Source organism: Microbacterium wangchenii (genome assembly GCF_004564355.1).
GTDB lineage: Bacteria > Actinomycetota > Actinomycetes > Actinomycetales > Microbacteriaceae > Microbacterium > Microbacterium wangchenii.
The window spans coordinates 1,201,180-1,216,592 of record NZ_CP038266.1 but is presented as its reverse complement, the minus strand read 5'-3'; the positions used below and the strand labels follow the sequence as shown (position 1 = coordinate 1,216,592).

At 72.6% G+C, this 15,413-nt stretch carries 14 protein-coding genes; 3 read left to right on the top strand and 11 right to left on the bottom strand.

Annotated features, from left to right (window positions below; all coding sequences use genetic code 11):
• Positions 1-32: 32 nt before the first annotated feature.
• From E4K62_RS05690 to prmC, 4 genes are read right to left on the bottom strand one after another with little or no spacing between them, the layout of a single operon-like run.
• Positions 33-503 carry a Cg1360 family ATP-synthase-associated protein gene (locus E4K62_RS05690; RefSeq protein WP_135064695.1) on the bottom strand — a complete coding sequence of 157 codons (471 nt, stop codon included), beginning with the start codon at positions 501-503 and terminating at the stop codon, positions 33-35.
• The gene (locus tag E4K62_RS05685; RefSeq protein WP_135064692.1) at positions 500-1,654 is read right to left on the bottom strand and encodes an MraY family glycosyltransferase; all 1,155 of its coding nucleotides are present in this window, start codon (positions 1,652-1,654) and stop codon (positions 500-502) included. The genes E4K62_RS05690 and E4K62_RS05685 overlap by 4 nt, the downstream gene beginning before the upstream one ends.
• A complete protein-coding gene (locus tag E4K62_RS05680) occupies positions 1,651-2,340 on the bottom strand; it encodes an L-threonylcarbamoyladenylate synthase (protein ID WP_135064689.1) in 690 nt (229 codons plus the stop codon). Before E4K62_RS05680 ends, E4K62_RS05685 begins: the two co-directional genes overlap by 4 nt.
• Positions 2,341-2,399: 59 nt before the next feature.
• Entirely contained in the window at positions 2,400-3,275 is an 876-nt protein-coding gene (prmC, locus tag E4K62_RS05675) for a peptide chain release factor N(5)-glutamine methyltransferase (RefSeq protein WP_135064686.1), read from the bottom strand.
• A 109-nt stretch (positions 3,276-3,384) separates the two neighbouring features.
• Here prmC and cysK point away from each other — a divergent pair, with 109 nt between their 5' ends.
• The 3 genes from cysK to E4K62_RS05660 are packed head-to-tail and all read left to right on the top strand — an operon-like array spanning position 3,385 to position 6,335.
• A complete protein-coding gene (gene cysK / locus E4K62_RS05670) occupies positions 3,385-4,323 on the top strand; it encodes a cysteine synthase A (protein ID WP_135064683.1) in 939 nt (312 codons plus the stop codon).
• Positions 4,324-4,893, top strand: a complete 570-nt coding sequence (gene epsC, locus E4K62_RS05665; RefSeq protein ID WP_135064680.1) for a serine O-acetyltransferase EpsC — start codon at positions 4,324-4,326, stop codon at positions 4,891-4,893.
• A 44-nt stretch (positions 4,894-4,937) separates the two neighbouring features.
• On the top strand, positions 4,938-6,335 hold the full coding sequence (locus E4K62_RS05660) for an amidase (protein WP_135064677.1): 1,398 nt from the start codon (positions 4,938-4,940) through the stop codon (positions 6,333-6,335).
• Between the two features lie 10 nt (positions 6,336-6,345).
• Here the strand turns inward: E4K62_RS05660 and prfA are convergent, their stop codons facing one another.
• The 7 genes from prfA to E4K62_RS05625 all read right to left on the bottom strand — a co-directional run bounded on the left by prfA (position 6,346) and on the right by E4K62_RS05625 (position 15,412).
• Positions 6,346-7,425 carry a peptide chain release factor 1 gene (gene prfA, locus E4K62_RS05655; protein WP_135070978.1) on the bottom strand — a complete coding sequence of 360 codons (1,080 nt, stop codon included), beginning with the start codon at positions 7,423-7,425 and terminating at the stop codon, positions 6,346-6,348.
• Between the two features lie 22 nt (positions 7,426-7,447).
• Entirely contained in the window at positions 7,448-9,535 is a 2,088-nt protein-coding gene (rho, locus tag E4K62_RS05650) for a transcription termination factor Rho (protein ID WP_135064674.1), read from the bottom strand.
• Positions 9,536-9,693: 158 nt separating this feature from the next.
• On the bottom strand, positions 9,694-10,623 hold the full coding sequence (gene thrB, locus E4K62_RS05645) for a homoserine kinase (protein WP_135064671.1): 930 nt from the start codon (positions 10,621-10,623) through the stop codon (positions 9,694-9,696).
• Positions 10,620-11,702, bottom strand: coding sequence for a threonine synthase (thrC, locus tag E4K62_RS05640; RefSeq protein WP_135064668.1), 1,083 nt, complete (start codon positions 11,700-11,702; stop codon positions 10,620-10,622). The genes thrB and thrC overlap by 4 nt, the downstream gene beginning before the upstream one ends.
• Before the next feature lies 1 nt (position 11,703).
• Positions 11,704-13,068: a homoserine dehydrogenase gene (locus E4K62_RS05635; protein WP_135064665.1), complete on the bottom strand. Its 1,365-nt coding sequence runs from the start codon at positions 13,066-13,068 to the stop codon at positions 11,704-11,706.
• Positions 13,065-14,477: a diaminopimelate decarboxylase gene (lysA, locus tag E4K62_RS05630; RefSeq protein ID WP_374108140.1), complete on the bottom strand. Its 1,413-nt coding sequence runs from the start codon at positions 14,475-14,477 to the stop codon at positions 13,065-13,067. Before lysA ends, E4K62_RS05635 begins: the two co-directional genes overlap by 4 nt.
• 128 nt (positions 14,478-14,605) lie before the next feature.
• A complete protein-coding gene (locus E4K62_RS05625) occupies positions 14,606-15,412 on the bottom strand; it encodes an LmeA family phospholipid-binding protein (RefSeq protein ID WP_240742832.1) in 807 nt (268 codons plus the stop codon).
• Between the last annotated feature and the right edge of the window lies 1 nt (position 15,413).

Here is a 15,413-nt window from a genome sequence, read left to right as displayed (position 1 = left end):
CCCTATCAAATGACGGGGCCGGCCGATGCCGCTCAGTCGGTGCGGTCTCCCGCGTCGGGGTCGGTGGGCAGCGAGACGTCGCTCGCGTGCGGGATCCGCATCCGCATCATGACGACCATGTCGACCACGAGCGAACCGAGGACACTGGCCACCAGGGCGAGGAAGAACACGGTGGTGTCGATCCACGGCTGATCCCGCAGGAGCACGAGCGCGATGATGAACAGGACGAGCTTGAGGATCCACCCGCCCAGGACGACGCCGAAGAAGATCGGCACGTACAGGTCGTCACCGAACCACCGGTTGGCGATGAGGATGCTCGCGGCCGTCACCGCGGAGAAGAACCCGCCCACGAGCACGCCCACCAGCGCGCTGGCGACCCCGTCTCCCCCGCTCACGGCGTAGCCGATGAGGGCGCCGACGACGGCCAGGACCCCCGCGACGATGCCTCCCCAGGTCAAGGCGGTGCGCAGCACCGGCGTGCTGGAGACGGGACTGGAGGTCATGCGGGCTCCTTGAGGGGGGCGGGACGCGTCTGGCGCCGGGAGGGGAGGAAGGTGAGGACCAGGCACGCGGCGACCCCGACGACACCGAACACGATGCCCAGGGCGTAGTCACCCGGCCAGCTCTGGTCGGTGCCGATGTACATCAGGAGGAACGCGAATCCCACGACCGCCGTCCACGCGTAGAAGATCAGCACGGCATCGCGGTCGGAGTGGCCCATGTCGAGCATGCGGTGGTGCAGGTGCTTGCGGTCGGGCGAGAAGGGGGATTTGCCCGCCCGCATGCGGCGGATGATCGCGAGGCCGAAATCCAGCAGCGGCAGGAGCACCACGACCACCGGGAGCAGGATCGGGATGAACGCACCGAGCAGCTGCGAGCGGCCGAGCTGCTCGGGGTCGAGGACGGCCGGGTCGATCTGGCCCGTGATCGCCACCGCGGAGGAGGCCATCAGCAGCCCCAGCATGAGCGCGCCGGCGTCGCCCATGAAGATCTTGGCGGGGTTCCAGTTGAACGGCAGGAATCCGATGCACGCGCCGATCAGCACCGCGGCGAGGAAGGAGGCGAGGTTGAAGTACGTGCTGGCGCCGGTGTCGCGCACGAGCAGGTAGGAGTACGCGAAGAAGACGCCGTTGGCGATGAGGCACACCCCCGCGACGAGGCCGTCGAGCCCGTCGATGAAGTTCACGGCGTTCATCACGACCACGATCGCGAACACCGTGAGGGTGAAGCTCATCCACCCCGACCCGACCGTGAGACCCCCGATCGGGAGCGAGAGGATCTGCAGTCCGCCCAGCAGCGTGATGATGCCGGCGGCGACGAACTGCGCGCCGAGCTTGATCATCCAGTCCAGGTCCCACAGATCGTCGGCCACGCCGACCAGCACGATCACGAGGGTCGCCCCCAGCACAGCGAGGACGGGTCCCGGGTTGGCCCAGATGACGGAGAAGAACGGCTGCTGGCTGGAGAACAGGAAGGCCGCGGCCACCGCCAGGAACATGGCCACGCCGCCCAGGCGGGGCGTCGGGGTCTTGTGCACGTCGCGCTCGCGGATGCCGGGATACAGCTTGAACCGCAGACTCAGGCGCCACACCGCCCACGTCAGGACGAAGGTGACCACCGCGGTGAACAGCACCAGCAGGAGGTACTGCTTCACCCGGCACCGCCGGATTCGTCCTCGTCCGGCTCGAGCAGGTCACCCAGCACCTCACGCAGCCGCTCCCGCGGCACGGCGCCTTCGCGCAGCACGCGCACGAGCGGCTCGTCGCCGCCCACCAGGCGCGTGGCATCCACGATGGTCGAGGCGATGCCGGTGTGGCTCGGCCCGTCGTCGAGGTACACCCCGACCGACTCCCCCAGCATGTCGCGCGCCTCGTCGATCGTGACCGCCGCCGGCGCCCCGGTGCGGTTGGCGCTGGAGACGGCCAGCGGCCCGGTCTCCTCCAGCAGCTCCAGGGCGATGCGGTGCGCGGGCATCCGCACCGCGACCGTGCCCCGGGTCTCCCCCAGATCCCACGACAGCGACGGCTGCGACGGCAGGACGATCGTGAGGCCACCGGGCCAGAAGGTCTCCACGAGGCGCTCGACCGGCTCGGGGAGGTCGGCCACGAGAGCGCGGAGCGTGCTCACCCCGGCCACCAGCACGGGCGGCGGCTGCTGCCGCCCGCGGCCCTTCGCGGCCAGCAGGCCCGCGACCGCGCGCGCGTTGAAGGCGTCTGCGGCGATGCCGTAAACGGTGTCGGTGGGCAGCACGACCAGCTCGCCGCGACTCAGCGTCTGGCGTGAGTGTCGCATGCCGGAGAGCAGCTGGGCCTCGTCACGGCAGTCGTAAACGGGTGACATGTCCCGCCCAGTCTACGTGCGGCGCCTGCGACTCCCGCGAGAGCCGCCACCTGGTCGGCTCATGGGCGCAGCGCTGTGGTGGCCCGGTCGCGCATCGTGAGGTCGGGGTGGGTCGCCGCGGCGCGCCATCCGTCCGCCGTCAGCAGCTCCCGGATCGCCGCGCCCTGCCATTCGCCGTGCTCGATCACGAGAACCCCACCCGAATGCGCCAGCCGCAGCCCCACGCGGCTGAGCACACGCACGACGTCGAGCCCGTCCGGGCCGCCGTACAGCGCTGCGGGCGGGTCGTACCGGCGCACCTCGGGATCGCGCGGGATCGCGTCGTCGGGCACGTACGGGGGGTTGGACGCCACGACCGACACCGTGCCGTCGAGCTCGCCGAACGCGTCGGCCAGATCCGCGCACACGACCGTGAGGTTGGCCGCTCCCACCCGCCGCGCGTTCTCCTTCGCCCACACGAACGCGTCGGCGGACTTCTCCGCCGCGAACACGCGCGCGTGCGGCACCTCGGTGGCCATCGCCAGGGCGATCGCCCCGCTGCCGGTGCCGAGGTCCACCGCGACCGGCTCGGGCACGGCGGCGGCGACCAGGGCGTCGATGGCCAGCTGCGCGACCATCTCCGTCTCCGGCCGCGGCACGAACACTCCCGGCCCCACCGCCAGCTCGAGGTGCCGGAACGGGGCGCGCCCGGTCAGGTGCTGCAGCGGCACGCGCGCGCACCGGCGCTGCACGAGCTCCTCCAGTGCGGCAGCGGCCGCCGCATCCATGCCGTCCCCGCGGATGGCGGCGGCCTGCACCGCTCCCCGGCCGGCACCCAGCACGTGCGCGGCGAGCAGCTCGGCGTCCACGTCGGGATCGGGGACCCCGGCGGCGGCGAGGCGCGCGGCGGCGTCTCGGACGAGGGCGGCGACGGACGCGGCGGCGGGTGCGGGCATGGCTCTGTCCACCCTACGACCCGCGCACCCGGGCGCGTCATACTCGCGCGACGCCCAGGCGGCCCTCGGTAGGCTGGGACCCACACCGTCCGACGGCGAAAGGCCCGCCATGCCCGGCATCCACCCCGACATCACGTCCGCGTTCGGCGACACCCCGCTCGTGCGCCTGAACCGCGTCGCCGAGGGGGTGGACGCGAACATCCTCGCCAAGCTGGAGTTCTACAACCCCGCCGGCAGCGTCAAGGACCGCCTGGGGATCGCGATCGTGGATGCCGCGGAGGCCTCCGGCGAGCTGAAGCCCGGCGGCACGATCGTGGAGTCCACGAGCGGTAACACCGGCATCGCCCTCGCGATGGTCGGCGCGGCGCGCGGCTACCGCGTGATCCTCACGATGCCGGCATCCATGTCGAAGGAGCGGCGCGCGCTGCTGAAGGCGTTCGGCGCGGAGGTCGTGCTGACCGACCCGACCAAGGGCATGTCGTATGCGGTGGACGAGGCCAAGCGCATCGTGTCGGAGACGCCCGGTGCGGTGTGGGCGCGCCAGTTCGAGAACGAGGCGAACCCCGAGGTGCACCGCAAGACCACCGCCGAGGAGATCCTCCGCGACACCGACGGCAAGGTCGACTACTTCGTCGCCGGCATCGGCACGGGCGGCACCATCACCGGCGTCGGCCAGGTGCTCAAGGAACGCGTCCCGGGCGTGAAGGTCGTCGCCGTCGAGCCCTCCGACTCCCCCGTGCTGACCAAGGGCCACCCCGGCCCGCACAAGATCCAGGGCATCGGACCGAACTTCGTCCCCGCCATCTTGGACCGCGACGTGATCGACGAGGTCATCGACGTCGAGTTCGACGACGCCATCCGCCTGGCCCGCGACACCGCGACCAAGGACGGCATCCTCGTGGGCATGTCCAGCGGAGCGGCCATCTGGGCGGCCCTGGAGATCGCCAAGCGGCCAGAGGCGGCGGGCAAGAACATCGTCGTGATCATCCCGTCCTTCGGTGAGCGCTACCTCTCCACCGCTCTGTACGAGCACCTGCGCGAGGACTGAGTGGGACCCCTCTCGCGCCTGCGCGAAGACATCGCCGCGGCCAAGCTCCGCGACCCCGCCGCCCGCGGCACCCTCGAGCTGGTCCTGCTGTACTCGGGGCTGCACGCCGTATGGGCGCACCGCGTCAGCCACCGGCTGTGGCGCCGCGGCTTCCGCTTCCCCGCGCGGCTGCTGTCGCAGCTGACCCGCTGGCTCACCGGGGTGGAGATCCACCCCGGTGCCGTCATCGGACGGCGCCTGTTCATCGATCACGGGATGGGCGTGGTGATCGGTGAGACCGCCGAGGTGGGCGATGACGTCCTGATCTACCACGGCGTGACCCTCGGCGGGCGTCAGCGCGAGGGCGGCAAGCGCCATCCCACCCTCGGTGACGGCGTGGCCGTCGGCGCCGGCGCGAAGATCCTCGGCCCCATCACGATCGGCGACCGCACCGTCGTCGGAGCCAACGCGGTCGTGACCAAGGATGCCCCGGCCGACTCCGTGCTCGTCGGCGTTCCCGCCAAGCCGCGCGCGCGCCGCGCCGGCGAGGACACCCGGGCCGTCCTCGCCGCCCCCGAGTACTCCATCTAGCCGCGCCGTCCGGAGCGGGGGGCGAGGTGGCTACGCTCGGGAGGATGAGCGCGTTGCACGAGCTGTCGGCCGTCGAGCTGGCGGGGATGCTGCGCCGGCGCGAGGTCTCCGCCGCCGAGGTCGCCGCGCATTACCTCGCGCGCATCGCCGCGCACGCCGAGCTGGGCGCGTTCGCCGAGGTCACCGCGGATGCCGCGCTGCAGCGCGCCCGCGCACTCGATGCCGCGTCGCCGGCCGGGGCGCTGTGGGGCCTCCCGCACGCCGACAAGGATCTCGTCGCCCGTGCGGGCGTACCCACGCGGTACGGGTCGCGCTCGCGGGTCGGCTTCGTGCCCACCGCATCCGACCCGCTCGCCGAAGCGCTCGACGCTGCGGGGGTGGTGAATCTCGGCAAGACGGCCACGAGCGAGTTCGGGCTCACCGGCTACACCGAGCCGCGCACCGCTCCCCCGGCGCGCGACCCGTGGAACCCCGCGCACGGCGCGGGCGGCTCCAGCGGCGGGGCCGCCGTCGCGGTGGCGGCGCGGATGCTGCCGGTCGCGGTCGCCTCCGACGGCGGCGGGTCGATCCGCATCCCCGCGGCCACCGTGGGCGTCGTGGGGCTCAAGCCCTCGCGGGGGCGGCTGCCGCTGGGCTCCGGGTTCGACGCGCCGGACGGCCTCGCCGTCACGGGCCCGGTGGCCCGCACCGCCGAGGACGCGGCGTTCCTCCTGGACGCCCTCGTCGACCTCGCGCCCTTCCGCTACGCCACCGCCGCGCCGGGGTCGGGCCCGTTCCTGGCGGCGGCCCGCCGTGAGCCGGCTCGGACGCGCATCGGCGTGACGACGGTGTCGCCGTGGGACGCGGACGAGCGCATCGTGCTCGACGACCAGGCCGGAGCCGCCGTGCGCACCGCCGCCGGGTGGCTCGCGGGCGACGGGCACGCCGTCGACGACGCGCAGTGGCGCCCGCGGGGGTACGCGGCGCTCTTCCGCGTCCTGTGGCGCGCGAGTGCCGCGCGGATCCCCCTGACGGAGGCGGACCTGGCCGTCGTCGAGCCGCTCACGGCGTGGCTCGTGCGCGAGGGACGCGGGCTGACCGCATCCGATGTCTCGGGGGGCCTCTCGGCCGCCCGCGTGTTCGAGCGCGAGACGATCGAGGCGTTCGCGCCGTTCGACGCCGTGCTCATGCCGGCTCTCGCGCAATCGCCGCGCCCGGTGGGCTGGTACGGGGGGCACGACCCCGAGCGCACGTTCGCGCTGCAGGTGGAGTACGCGCCCTACTCGAGCTTCGTCAACGTCGCGGGGCTGCCGGCCCTCACCGTGCCGGTGACCGCCGACGCCGCCGGACACCCCGTGTCGGTGCAGCTGGTCGGACGGCCCGGCGGGGAGGCGGCGCTGCTGTCGCTCGCGGCGCAGCTGGAGCGGCACCGCGGGCCCCTGCCGCATCCGCCGTCCGGCTGAGCGGGGTCGGTCAGGCGTCGCCGGCGAGTGCGGCCAGGCGCTCTTCCTCGTCGGTGGCGACGAGCGAGGCGATCACCGGCTCGAGGGCGCCGTCCATGACCTGGTCGAGGTTGTACGCCTTGTAGCCGGTGCGGTGGTCGGCGATGCGGTTCTCGGGGAAGTTGTAGGTGCGGATGCGCTCGGAGCGGTCCATGCCGCGGATCTGCGACTTGCGGGCGTCGGATGCCGCGGCATCCTGCTCCTCCTGCTGCTTCGCGAGCAGCCGGGCGCGCAGCACGCGCATCCCCGCTTCGCGGTTCTGCAGCTGCGACTTCTCGTTCTGCATCGACACGACGATGCCGGTGGGAACGTGGGTGATCCGCACGGCGGAGTCGGTCGTGTTGACCGACTGACCGCCGGGCCCGGACGAGCGGAAGACGTCGATCTTCAGGTCGTTCGGGTCGATCTGGATCTCTTCGGGCTCGTCGACCTCGGGGAAGACCAGCACCCCGGTCGTGGAGGTGTGGATGCGCCCCTGCGACTCGGTCGCCGGCACCCGCTGCACGCGGTGCACGCCGCCTTCGTACTTCAGGTGCGCCCACACGCCCTGCGCGGGATCGGTCGAGGATCCCTTGATCGCGACCTGCACGTCCTTGTAGCCGCCGAGGTCGGATTCGTTGCGCTCGAGCAGCTCGGTCTTCCAGCCCTTGGATGCGGCGTACTGCAGGTACATGCGCAGCAGGTCGGCGGCGAACAGCGCCGATTCGGCGCCGCCCTCCCCCGCCTTGATCTCCATGATGACATCGCGCGCGTCGTCGGGGTCGCGCGGGATCAGCAGGCGGCGGAGGCGCTCGTGCGTCTCCGCGGCACGCGTCTCCAGGGCCGGCACCTCCTCGGCGAACGCGGCGTCCTCACGGGCGAGCTCGCGCGCCGCCGCCAGGTCTTCGGATGCGGCGAGCCAGTCCTCGTGCGCCTTCACGATGCGGGAGAGCTCGGCATACCGCCGGTTCACCCGCTTCGCGCGGGCGGCATCGGCGTGCACCGCGGGGTCGGAGAGCTCCTCCTGCACCGCGCGGTGCTCGTCGATCAGCGCCTCGACCGAGGCGAACATGCCGGTCTCGGACACGTCCAGGTCAGCGGATGCTGTTGTCGTGCCCGTGCGCGCCGCCCGCACCGTGCGCGGGAGCCGGGATCGACTTCTGCATCTGCACGAGGAACTCGACGTTGGACTGCGTCTCCTTCAACTTGCCGAGGACGACCTCCAACGCCTGCTGAGTGTCCAGGCCCGCGAGGGCGCGGCGCAGCTTCCACGTGATCTTGACCTCATCGGGCGAGAGGAGCATCTCCTCGCGCCGCGTGCTGGAGGCGTTGACATCCACCGCGGGGAAGATGCGCTTGTCCGCCAGCTGGCGGCTCAGGCGCAGCTCGCTGTTGCCGGTGCCCTTGAACTCCTCGAAGATGACGTCGTCCATCTTGGACCCGGTCTCCACGAGCGCCGTCGCCAGGATCGTGAGCGATCCGCCGTTCTCGATGTTGCGCGCAGCACCGAAGAAGCGCTTGGGCGGGTAGAGCGCGGATGCGTCCACGCCACCGGTGAGCACACGGCCCGAGGTCGGCGCCGAGATGTTGTAGGCACGGCCCAGGCGCGTGATCGAGTCCAGCAGTACGACGACGTCGCGGCCGAGCTCGACCAGGCGCTTGGCGCGCTCGATCGCGAGTTCGGCGACCGTGGTGTGGTCTTCGGCCGGGCGGTCGAAGGTGGATGCCACGACCTCGCCGCGCACGGTGCGCTGCATGTCGGTGACCTCCTCCGGACGCTCGTCGACGAGGACCACCATGAGGTGGACCTCGGGGTTGTTCTGCGCGATGGCGTTGGCGATCTGCTGCAGGACGATCGTCTTGCCGGCCTTGGGCGGGGCGACGATGAGGCCGCGCTGACCCTTGCCGATCGGGGCGACCAGGTCGATGATGCGCTGCGTCAGCTTCTCCGGGGCCGTCTCCAGGCGGAGGCGGTCCTGCGCGTACAGCGGCGTCAGGTTGCCGAACTCCACGCGGGTGGCGGCGTCCTCGATCGACAGGCCGTTGATCGCGTCGACCTTGACCAGCGCGTTGTACTTCTGCCGGCCGGACTGCTCGCCCTCGCGCGGTTGCTTGATGGCGCCGACGACGGCGTCACCCTTGCGCAGGTTGTACTTCTTGACCTGTCCGAGCGAGACGTAGACATCGCTCGGCCCCGGCAGGTAACCGGTGGTGCGCACGAACGCGTAGTTGTCGAGCACGTCGAGGATGCCGGCGATCGGGATGAGGACGTCGTCCTCGGTGATCTCGGTGTCGAACTCGTCGGTGGGGGTCTGACCGCCGCGGCGCTTGTTGCGCTGACGGTTGCGGCCGCCGCCCTGCTGATCGGCGTCGTCCGCCGGCTGCTGCTTCTCCGGCTGCGGGCGCTCGGGCTGCTGACGCTCGTTCTGCTGCTTCTCGGGCTGCTTGTCGCCCTCGCCGCCGCCCCCGCGGTTGCGGTTGCGGTTGCGGTTGCGGTTCCGGTTGCGCCCGGACGACGAGCCCTCCTCGCCGGAGTCGTCGTTCGACCCCGCCTCGGCGGTGGGCTGCGCGGTGTCGGCAGCGGCCTGCGGCTCGGCTGCCGGCTCGGCGGACTCCGCCGCCGGCTCGGCAGACGCGCGACGGCGTCCGCCCCTGGCGCGCGTGCCCTCGGCGACCGGAGCCTCCGCCGGAGCGGAGGACGCCTCGGGAGCCGGTGCGTCGGTGGTGGGAGCGGGGGCTTCGGCGGCGACGGGTGCCTCGGCGGCCGGCTCGGCGGCGGGCGCCTCGGCGGCGGGTGCCTCGGCCGCGTCGGCGGGTGCTGTCTCTGCGGCGGGCGCCTCGGCGGGGACGTCGGTGCTCTTGGCACGGCGCGGCGCGCGCTTGCGCGGGGCCTTCGCGGGCTTCTCGGTCGCCGGCGCCTCCTCGGCGGGCGCGGCCTCAGCGGCGGGCGCCGCCTCAGCGGGCGCGGTCTCCGCGACGGCGGCGGGCGCCTCGTCGACCGGAGTGGCGTCCACCGCGTCGGCGGCGACCTCCTCGGCCGGCGCGTCCTGGCCGGCAGCCTCCGCGGCAGCGGGCTGCGCGGCGGTGTCGAAGGTCTCGGCCGCAGCGGAGACGGTGTCTTCGGTGTTCGCCGCGTCGTTCGAAGACGCGTCGACACCCTGGATCTCGGAGATGGACTCCACGAGTACTCCCTTGTGAAACGGATGATCAGGCCGCAGCCGACGCCGGAAGAGACAGGCGTCGATGCTCCGCGCGATTCGCTGGCCGGAATGGCCGATTCGGGTTGCGGGTGCGTGCGGTGGTGGTTCGCAGATTTGCGCCGGAGGCCAGAGTCACGTGGTTACGTGGAACCCTCCGAGTACTCCTTCACTGTACCACCCCTGACGTCCACGGCGAGCATGAGCGCCTCCCACGGGGTGTCGACGAGGGATGCGGCGAGCTCCGCCGCCTCCAGGCGGCGGCCGGGTCCGTCCGCGAGCACGAGCACGCTGGGCCCGGCACCGGAGACGACCGCGGCGAAGCCCTCGGCACGCAGCGCGCGCACGAGCCGGTCGGTCTCCGGCATCGCCTGCGCGCGATAGCTCTGATGCAGCTTGTCCTCCGTGGCGGCCATGAGCAGCTCGGGGCTCTGCGTGAGGGCGGCGATGAGCAGCGCCGAGCGCGACACGTTGAACACCGCATCCTCACGGGGCACCTGCAGCGGCTGGAGGCTGCGGGCGACCTTGGTCGACATCGTGAACTCCGGCACGAGCACGAGCGGCGCGACGCCGCGGTGGACGATCAGCTGCTTGTGCTGCGGTCCGGTCTCATCCATCCACGCGATCGTGAGGCCGCCGAAGAGGGCGGGCGCGACGTTGTCGGGATGCCCCTCCAGCTCGGTGGCCAGGCGCAGCAGCGCGTCGGGTCCGATCTCGACATCGCCGGCGAGGAGTCCCTTGGCCGCGAGGAGGCCCGAGACGACGGCCGCCCCGGATGACCCCATGCCCCGTCCGTGCGGGATGACGTTGCGCGATTGGAGGTGCACGCCCGGAAGCGCCCGCCCGACCGACGCGTAGGCGTGCGCCATCGCTCGCACGACGAGGTGGGAATCGTCCCGCGGCACGTCCGCCGCGCCCTCCCCCGTGACCTCGATCTCGAGGCCGTCCTCGCCCCGCTCGGTGACGACCAGTTCGTCGTAGACGCTCAGGGCGAGGCCGAGGGTGTCGAACCCGGGGCCCAGGTTGGCGCTGGTGGCGGGGACCCGCACCAGCACCCGACGCCCTTCGCTCATGCCGACGCCGGGACGAGGTCGAGGACCGCGGCGACCTCGCTGGTGGCCGCGTCCACGACGGTGGGCTCGACGGTGCTGCCGTCGGCGTTGCGCAGCGCCCACTGCGGGTCCTTCAGGCCGTGTCCGGTCACCGTCAGCACGACCCGCGCCCCGGGCGGGACGATGCCGGCCTCTGCACGGTCGAGGAGCCCGGCGACGCTGATGGCCGAGGCCGGCTCGACGAAGATGCCCACCTCGGCGGCCAGCAGCTTCTGGGCGGCCAGGATGCGGTCGTCCTCGATGGCGCCGAAGTACCCGTTCGTCGCGTCCCGCGCCTCCAGGGCCAGCTCCCACGACGCGGGGTTGCCGATGCGGATGGCGCTGGCGACGGTCTCGGGGGCGCGGACGATCTCGCCGCGCACGAGCGGCGCGCTGCCGGCGGCCTGGAAGCCGAACATGCGGGGCACGCGCGTGGCGACACCGCGCTCGGCCTCCTCGCGGTAGCCGCGGGAGTACGCGGTGTAGTTGCCGGCGTTGCCGACGGGGATGAAGTGGAAGTCGGGCGCATCCCCGAGGGTCTCCACGACCTCGTAGGCAGCGGATTTCTGCCCGTCGATGCGGTCGGGGTTGACGGAGTTCACCAGGTGCACGGGGTAATGATCGGCGAGCTCCCGGGCGATCTCGAGGCAGTCGTCGAAGTTGCCGCGCACCTGGATGAGGCGGCCGTTGTGGGCCACGGCCTGGCTCAGCTTCCCCATCGCGATCTTGCCCTCGGGCACGAGCACGGCCGCGGTGATCCCGGCGTGCGCGGCGTACGCGGCGGCGGAGGCGGACGTGTTGCCCGTGGAGGCGCAGATGACGGCCTTGGCACCGTGCTCGACGGCGCGGGAGAGCGCCACGGTCATGCCGCGGTCCTTGAACGACCCGGTGGGGTTCATTCCCTCGTACTTCACCCACACGTCCGCGCCGGTGCGACGCGAGAGTGCGGGCGCGGGCAGCAGGGGCGTGCCGCCCTCGCCGAGGGTGACGACCGTCGAGGCGTCGGTGACACCCAGCCGATCGGCGTATTCGCGGAGGACTCCGCGCCAGACGTGTGCCATGTCAGTCTCCTTCCACGCGCAGCACCGAGACGACGCGTTCGACGACGTCGCTCTCGGCAAGTCGCGCGACGGTTTCGCTCAGGTGCTGTTCGCGTGCTCGGTGGGTGCCGATGACCAGTCGCGCCATCGGGATCGCGGGGGCGGATGCATCCGCGGGGGCATCTGCGAGCGCAACCGGCGACGCGGGCGCCGCCTCGATGACGGTCTGCTCGACGGTCGCGATCGACACGTGCCCGTCGCTGAGGATCCCCGCGACGGTGGCGAGCACGCCGGGGCGGTCGTCCACCTCCAGCGTGATCTGGTACCGCGTCGTGACGTGCCCGATCGGGGCGACCGGGAGGTTGGCGCGCGTGGATTCGCCCACGCCCTTGCCCCCCGCGATGTGGCGGCGGGCCGCCGAGACGACATCCCCCAGGACCGCGGAGGCCGTCTGCACTCCCCCGGCGCCGGCACCGTAGAACATCAGGTCGCCGGCGGCCTCGGCCTGCACGAACACGGCGTTGTTGGCACCATGGACGCTCGCGAGCGGGTGCGCACGATCCACGAGAGCGGGGTACACGCGCACCGAGATCGATTCGCCGGATCCCTCCTCGCCGGGGAGGCGCTCGCACACGGCGAGGAGCTTGATGACGTAGCCGGCGTGACGGGCGGCGTCGATCATGTTCTTGTCGATCGCGGTGATGCCCTCGCGGTGCACCTTGTCCAGCGGCACGGTGGTGTGGAAGGCGAGGCTGGCCAGGATCGCGGCCTTCTGCGCGGCGTCGTAGCCCTCGACGTCCGCCGTCGGGTCGGCTTCGGCGAACCCGAGGGCCTGAGCCTGAGCGAGCACGTCGCCGAACTCGGCACCCTCGGTATCCATGCGGTCCAGGATGTAGTTCGTCGTGCCGTTGACGATGCCCATGATGCGCTGCACCCGGTCGCCGGCGAGCGAGTCGCGGAGGGGGCGGATGATGGGGATCGCGCCGGCGGCGGCGGCTTCGTAGTAGACCTGCGCCCCGACCTGATCGGCGGCGTCGAAGATCTCCGGGCCATGGGTGGCCAGCAGCGCCTTGTTGGCCGTGACGACGTCGGCGCCGGCGTTGATCGCCTGCAGCAGGCTCGTGCGCGCCGGCTCGATGCCGCCCATGAGCTCGATCACGATGTCCGAGCCCACCAGCAGCGGCTCGGGGTCGGTCGTCAGCAGCTCGCGGGGCAGGTCCGCATCGCGGGGGGCGTCGAGGTCGCGCACGGCGATCCCGACCAGTTCCAGCGAGGCCCCGGCACGGTCGGCGAGTTCGTCGGCGTGGCGCAGCAGCAGAGCCGCGACCTGCGAGCCCACGGCGCCGGCTCCCAGGAGAGCCACGCGCAGACGGCGGTAGTCGGTCATGCGTTCCCTTCATTCGGCCCCGCGCCCGTGTCGCGGGCGAGGAGGTCGGCGACGGTCTCCCGCCGGACGAGCACGCGCGCCCGGCCGTCGCGCACGGCGACGACCGGCAGACGCGGCGTGTAGTTGTAAGTGCTGGCCAGCGAGAAGCAGTACGCGCCGGTCGCCGGCACGGCCAGCAGGTCGCCCGGCGTCACATCGCCCGGCAGGTACTCGGCGTCCACGACGATGTCGCCGGACTCGCAGTGGGAACCGACGACGCGCACGAGCGCCGGCTCGGCGTCGCCGGCGCGGGAGGCCAGGCGCGCGGAGTACTGCGCGCCGTAGAGGGCGGGACGGGCGTTGTCACTCATCCCCCCGTCGACGCTGACGTAGAGGCGCTCGAGGTCCGCGGTCACCTGCACCGGCTTGACGGTGCCGACTTCGTACAGCGTGACCCCCGCCTGTCCCACGATCGCGCGGCCCGGCTCGAAGGCGAGCTCGGGCAGGGGGATGCCGCGCACCGCGCACTCGTCGGCCACGGCGCCGACGATGCCGGCGGCGACCTCTTCGAGGGGACGGGGGTCGTCCGCGGAGGTGTAGGCGATGCCGAAGCCGCCCCCGAGGTTGAGGAGCGGGATGTCGCCGCGCTCCAGGAGCTCGGCGTGCAGCTCGACCAGACGTGCGGCGGAGGCGACGAAGCCGGCGGCGTCGAAGATCTGCGATCCGATGTGCGCGTGCAGCCCCGCGAACTGCAGGCCCGGCAGCTCCCGGATGCGGGCGACGGCCGCGCGGACGTCGTCGAGGGCGAACCCGAACTTCTGGTCTTCGTGGGCGGTGGCCAGGAACGCGTGGGTCTCGGCGTGCACGCCGGTGCGCACCCGGACGAGCACCGGCTGCACGGCGTCGTGGCGCTCGGCGATGGCTGAGAGCCGCTCGATCTCGATGTCGCTGTCGACGATGACCGTCCCCACGCCGACCTCGACGGCGCGCTCGAGCGCGGCCGGGGACTTGTTGTTCCCGTGGAAGCCCAGCAGGGCGGGCTCGGCCCCGGCAGCCAGCGCGACTTCGAGCTCGCCTGCGCTGCAGACGTCCACGCGCAGGCCCTCCTCGGTCACCCACCGCACCACATCCGTGGTCAGCAGCGCCTTGCCGGCGTAATAGACGCGCGCGCGGCCGCCGTGCGCCGCTGTGGCATTCCCGAACGCGGCCAGCGCGCGACGGGCGTGCGCGCGCACTTCCGACTCGTCCATGACGTACAGCGGCGTGCCGTAGGTGGCGGCCAGCTCACGCGCGGAGACCCCGCCGATGTGCAGCGCACCCTCGTCGTCCCGACGCGCGGAGGCGGGCCAGATCGCCGGGCTCAGGTCGTTGGCGTCGGCCGGCATGCGCAGCCGATCGGGCACCGGCGGGACGGAGTGCGAGGCGGACACGGGCAGGACCAATCGGGTGGATGCGGCGGCGCGGTCGGCCGCGGGAGGCAGCGGGTGCCGCGGCGGAGACGATCACACCGGGCAGTGCTTGCAGTCTAGCGGGACGCCCGCGGCGCCCCGCGCGAGGGTCAGGAGCAGGAGCCGGACGCCCTCAGATCGGGATCGATCACGACGGCGCCGTCGATGTCGAAGCCCGCCACGAGCGTGTCGCGGTCGACCTGCACCGACGTGAGGGTGAGGGCGGCGGGCAGATGCTCGGCGATGCAGACATCCCACGTGCGCAGCACCGCGTCGGCCAGCCCGCCGAACCGCGCGCGGAGGGCATCGGCGTCCACCTCCGTCTCCCCGAGAGTGAATCGCGTCGGGGTCAGCGTGAGATCGCCCTCGGCCGCGCCGGGCTGCAGGGCGACGCCGATCGGGAAGGAGGCGCCGAGCACCGACAGCTCGGTGCCGATCGTGAGGTCGGGGGCGGCGATGCCGAGGGTGTCGGCAGGGAAACCGTCGATCGTTGCCAGCAGCGCCCGGAGCTGGTCCTCGTCCAGGCGCACGGTGGCCGTCCCGGGCCCGGCGGCGGCGTCGGCCGACAGCGGCACGTCGGTGAGCGCGACGCGCACGTCGCCGGCGACGGGGCCAAGTGCCACGTCGTCGGAGGCGACGGCGATCCGATCCAGCCGGCCCGACAGCAGCTGCGGCAGCACGAGGCCGTCCACCTCGACGTCGACCTCCTGGTCGGCGGGCAGGTCCAGCTGCATCACGATGACCTGTCGCACGCCGGCCTGCACGGCACCACGGGCCAGCGCCTCGGCGCCGACGGCCGCCGCCGCGACCAGGGCCAGGACGACTCCGAGCGTGACGATCCACGGCCACCTGCGCGACCGGCGCCGGGGGCCCTGCTCTTCCACCGGGAAGGGCAGGAACGGCGCCGGGTCGCTCATC

What these genes read in the sequence shown, in the direction of transcription:
- thrC (WP_135064668.1), bottom strand. Translation starts at nt 11,702, where the DNA reads ATGGCACACGTCTGGCGCGGAGTCCTCCGCGAATACGCCGATCGGCTG.
- E4K62_RS05635 (WP_135064665.1), bottom strand. Translation starts at nt 13,068, where the DNA reads ATGACCGACTACCGCCGTCTGCGCGTGGCTCTCCTGGGAGCCGGCGCC.
- thrB (WP_135064671.1), bottom strand. Translation starts at nt 10,623, where the DNA reads ATGAGCGAAGGGCGTCGGGTGCTGGTGCGGGTCCCCGCCACCAGCGCC.
- prmC (WP_135064686.1), bottom strand. Translation starts at nt 3,275, where the DNA reads ATGCCCGCACCCGCCGCCGCGTCCGTCGCCGCCCTCGTCCGAGACGCC.
- E4K62_RS05690 (WP_135064695.1), bottom strand. Translation starts at nt 503, where the DNA reads ATGACCTCCAGTCCCGTCTCCAGCACGCCGGTGCTGCGCACCGCCTTG.
- cysK (WP_135064683.1), top strand. Translation starts at nt 3,385, where the DNA reads ATGCCCGGCATCCACCCCGACATCACGTCCGCGTTCGGCGACACCCCG.
- prfA (WP_135070978.1), bottom strand. Translation starts at nt 7,425, where the DNA reads ATGTTCGCCTCGGTCGAGGCGCTGATCGACGAGCACCGCGCGGTGCAG.
- E4K62_RS05660 (WP_135064677.1), top strand. Translation starts at nt 4,938, where the DNA reads ATGAGCGCGTTGCACGAGCTGTCGGCCGTCGAGCTGGCGGGGATGCTG.
- E4K62_RS05680 (WP_135064689.1), bottom strand. Translation starts at nt 2,340, where the DNA reads ATGTCACCCGTTTACGACTGCCGTGACGAGGCCCAGCTGCTCTCCGGC.
- E4K62_RS05625 (WP_240742832.1), bottom strand. Translation starts at nt 15,412, where the DNA reads ATGAGCGACCCGGCGCCGTTCCTGCCCTTCCCGGTGGAAGAGCAGGGC.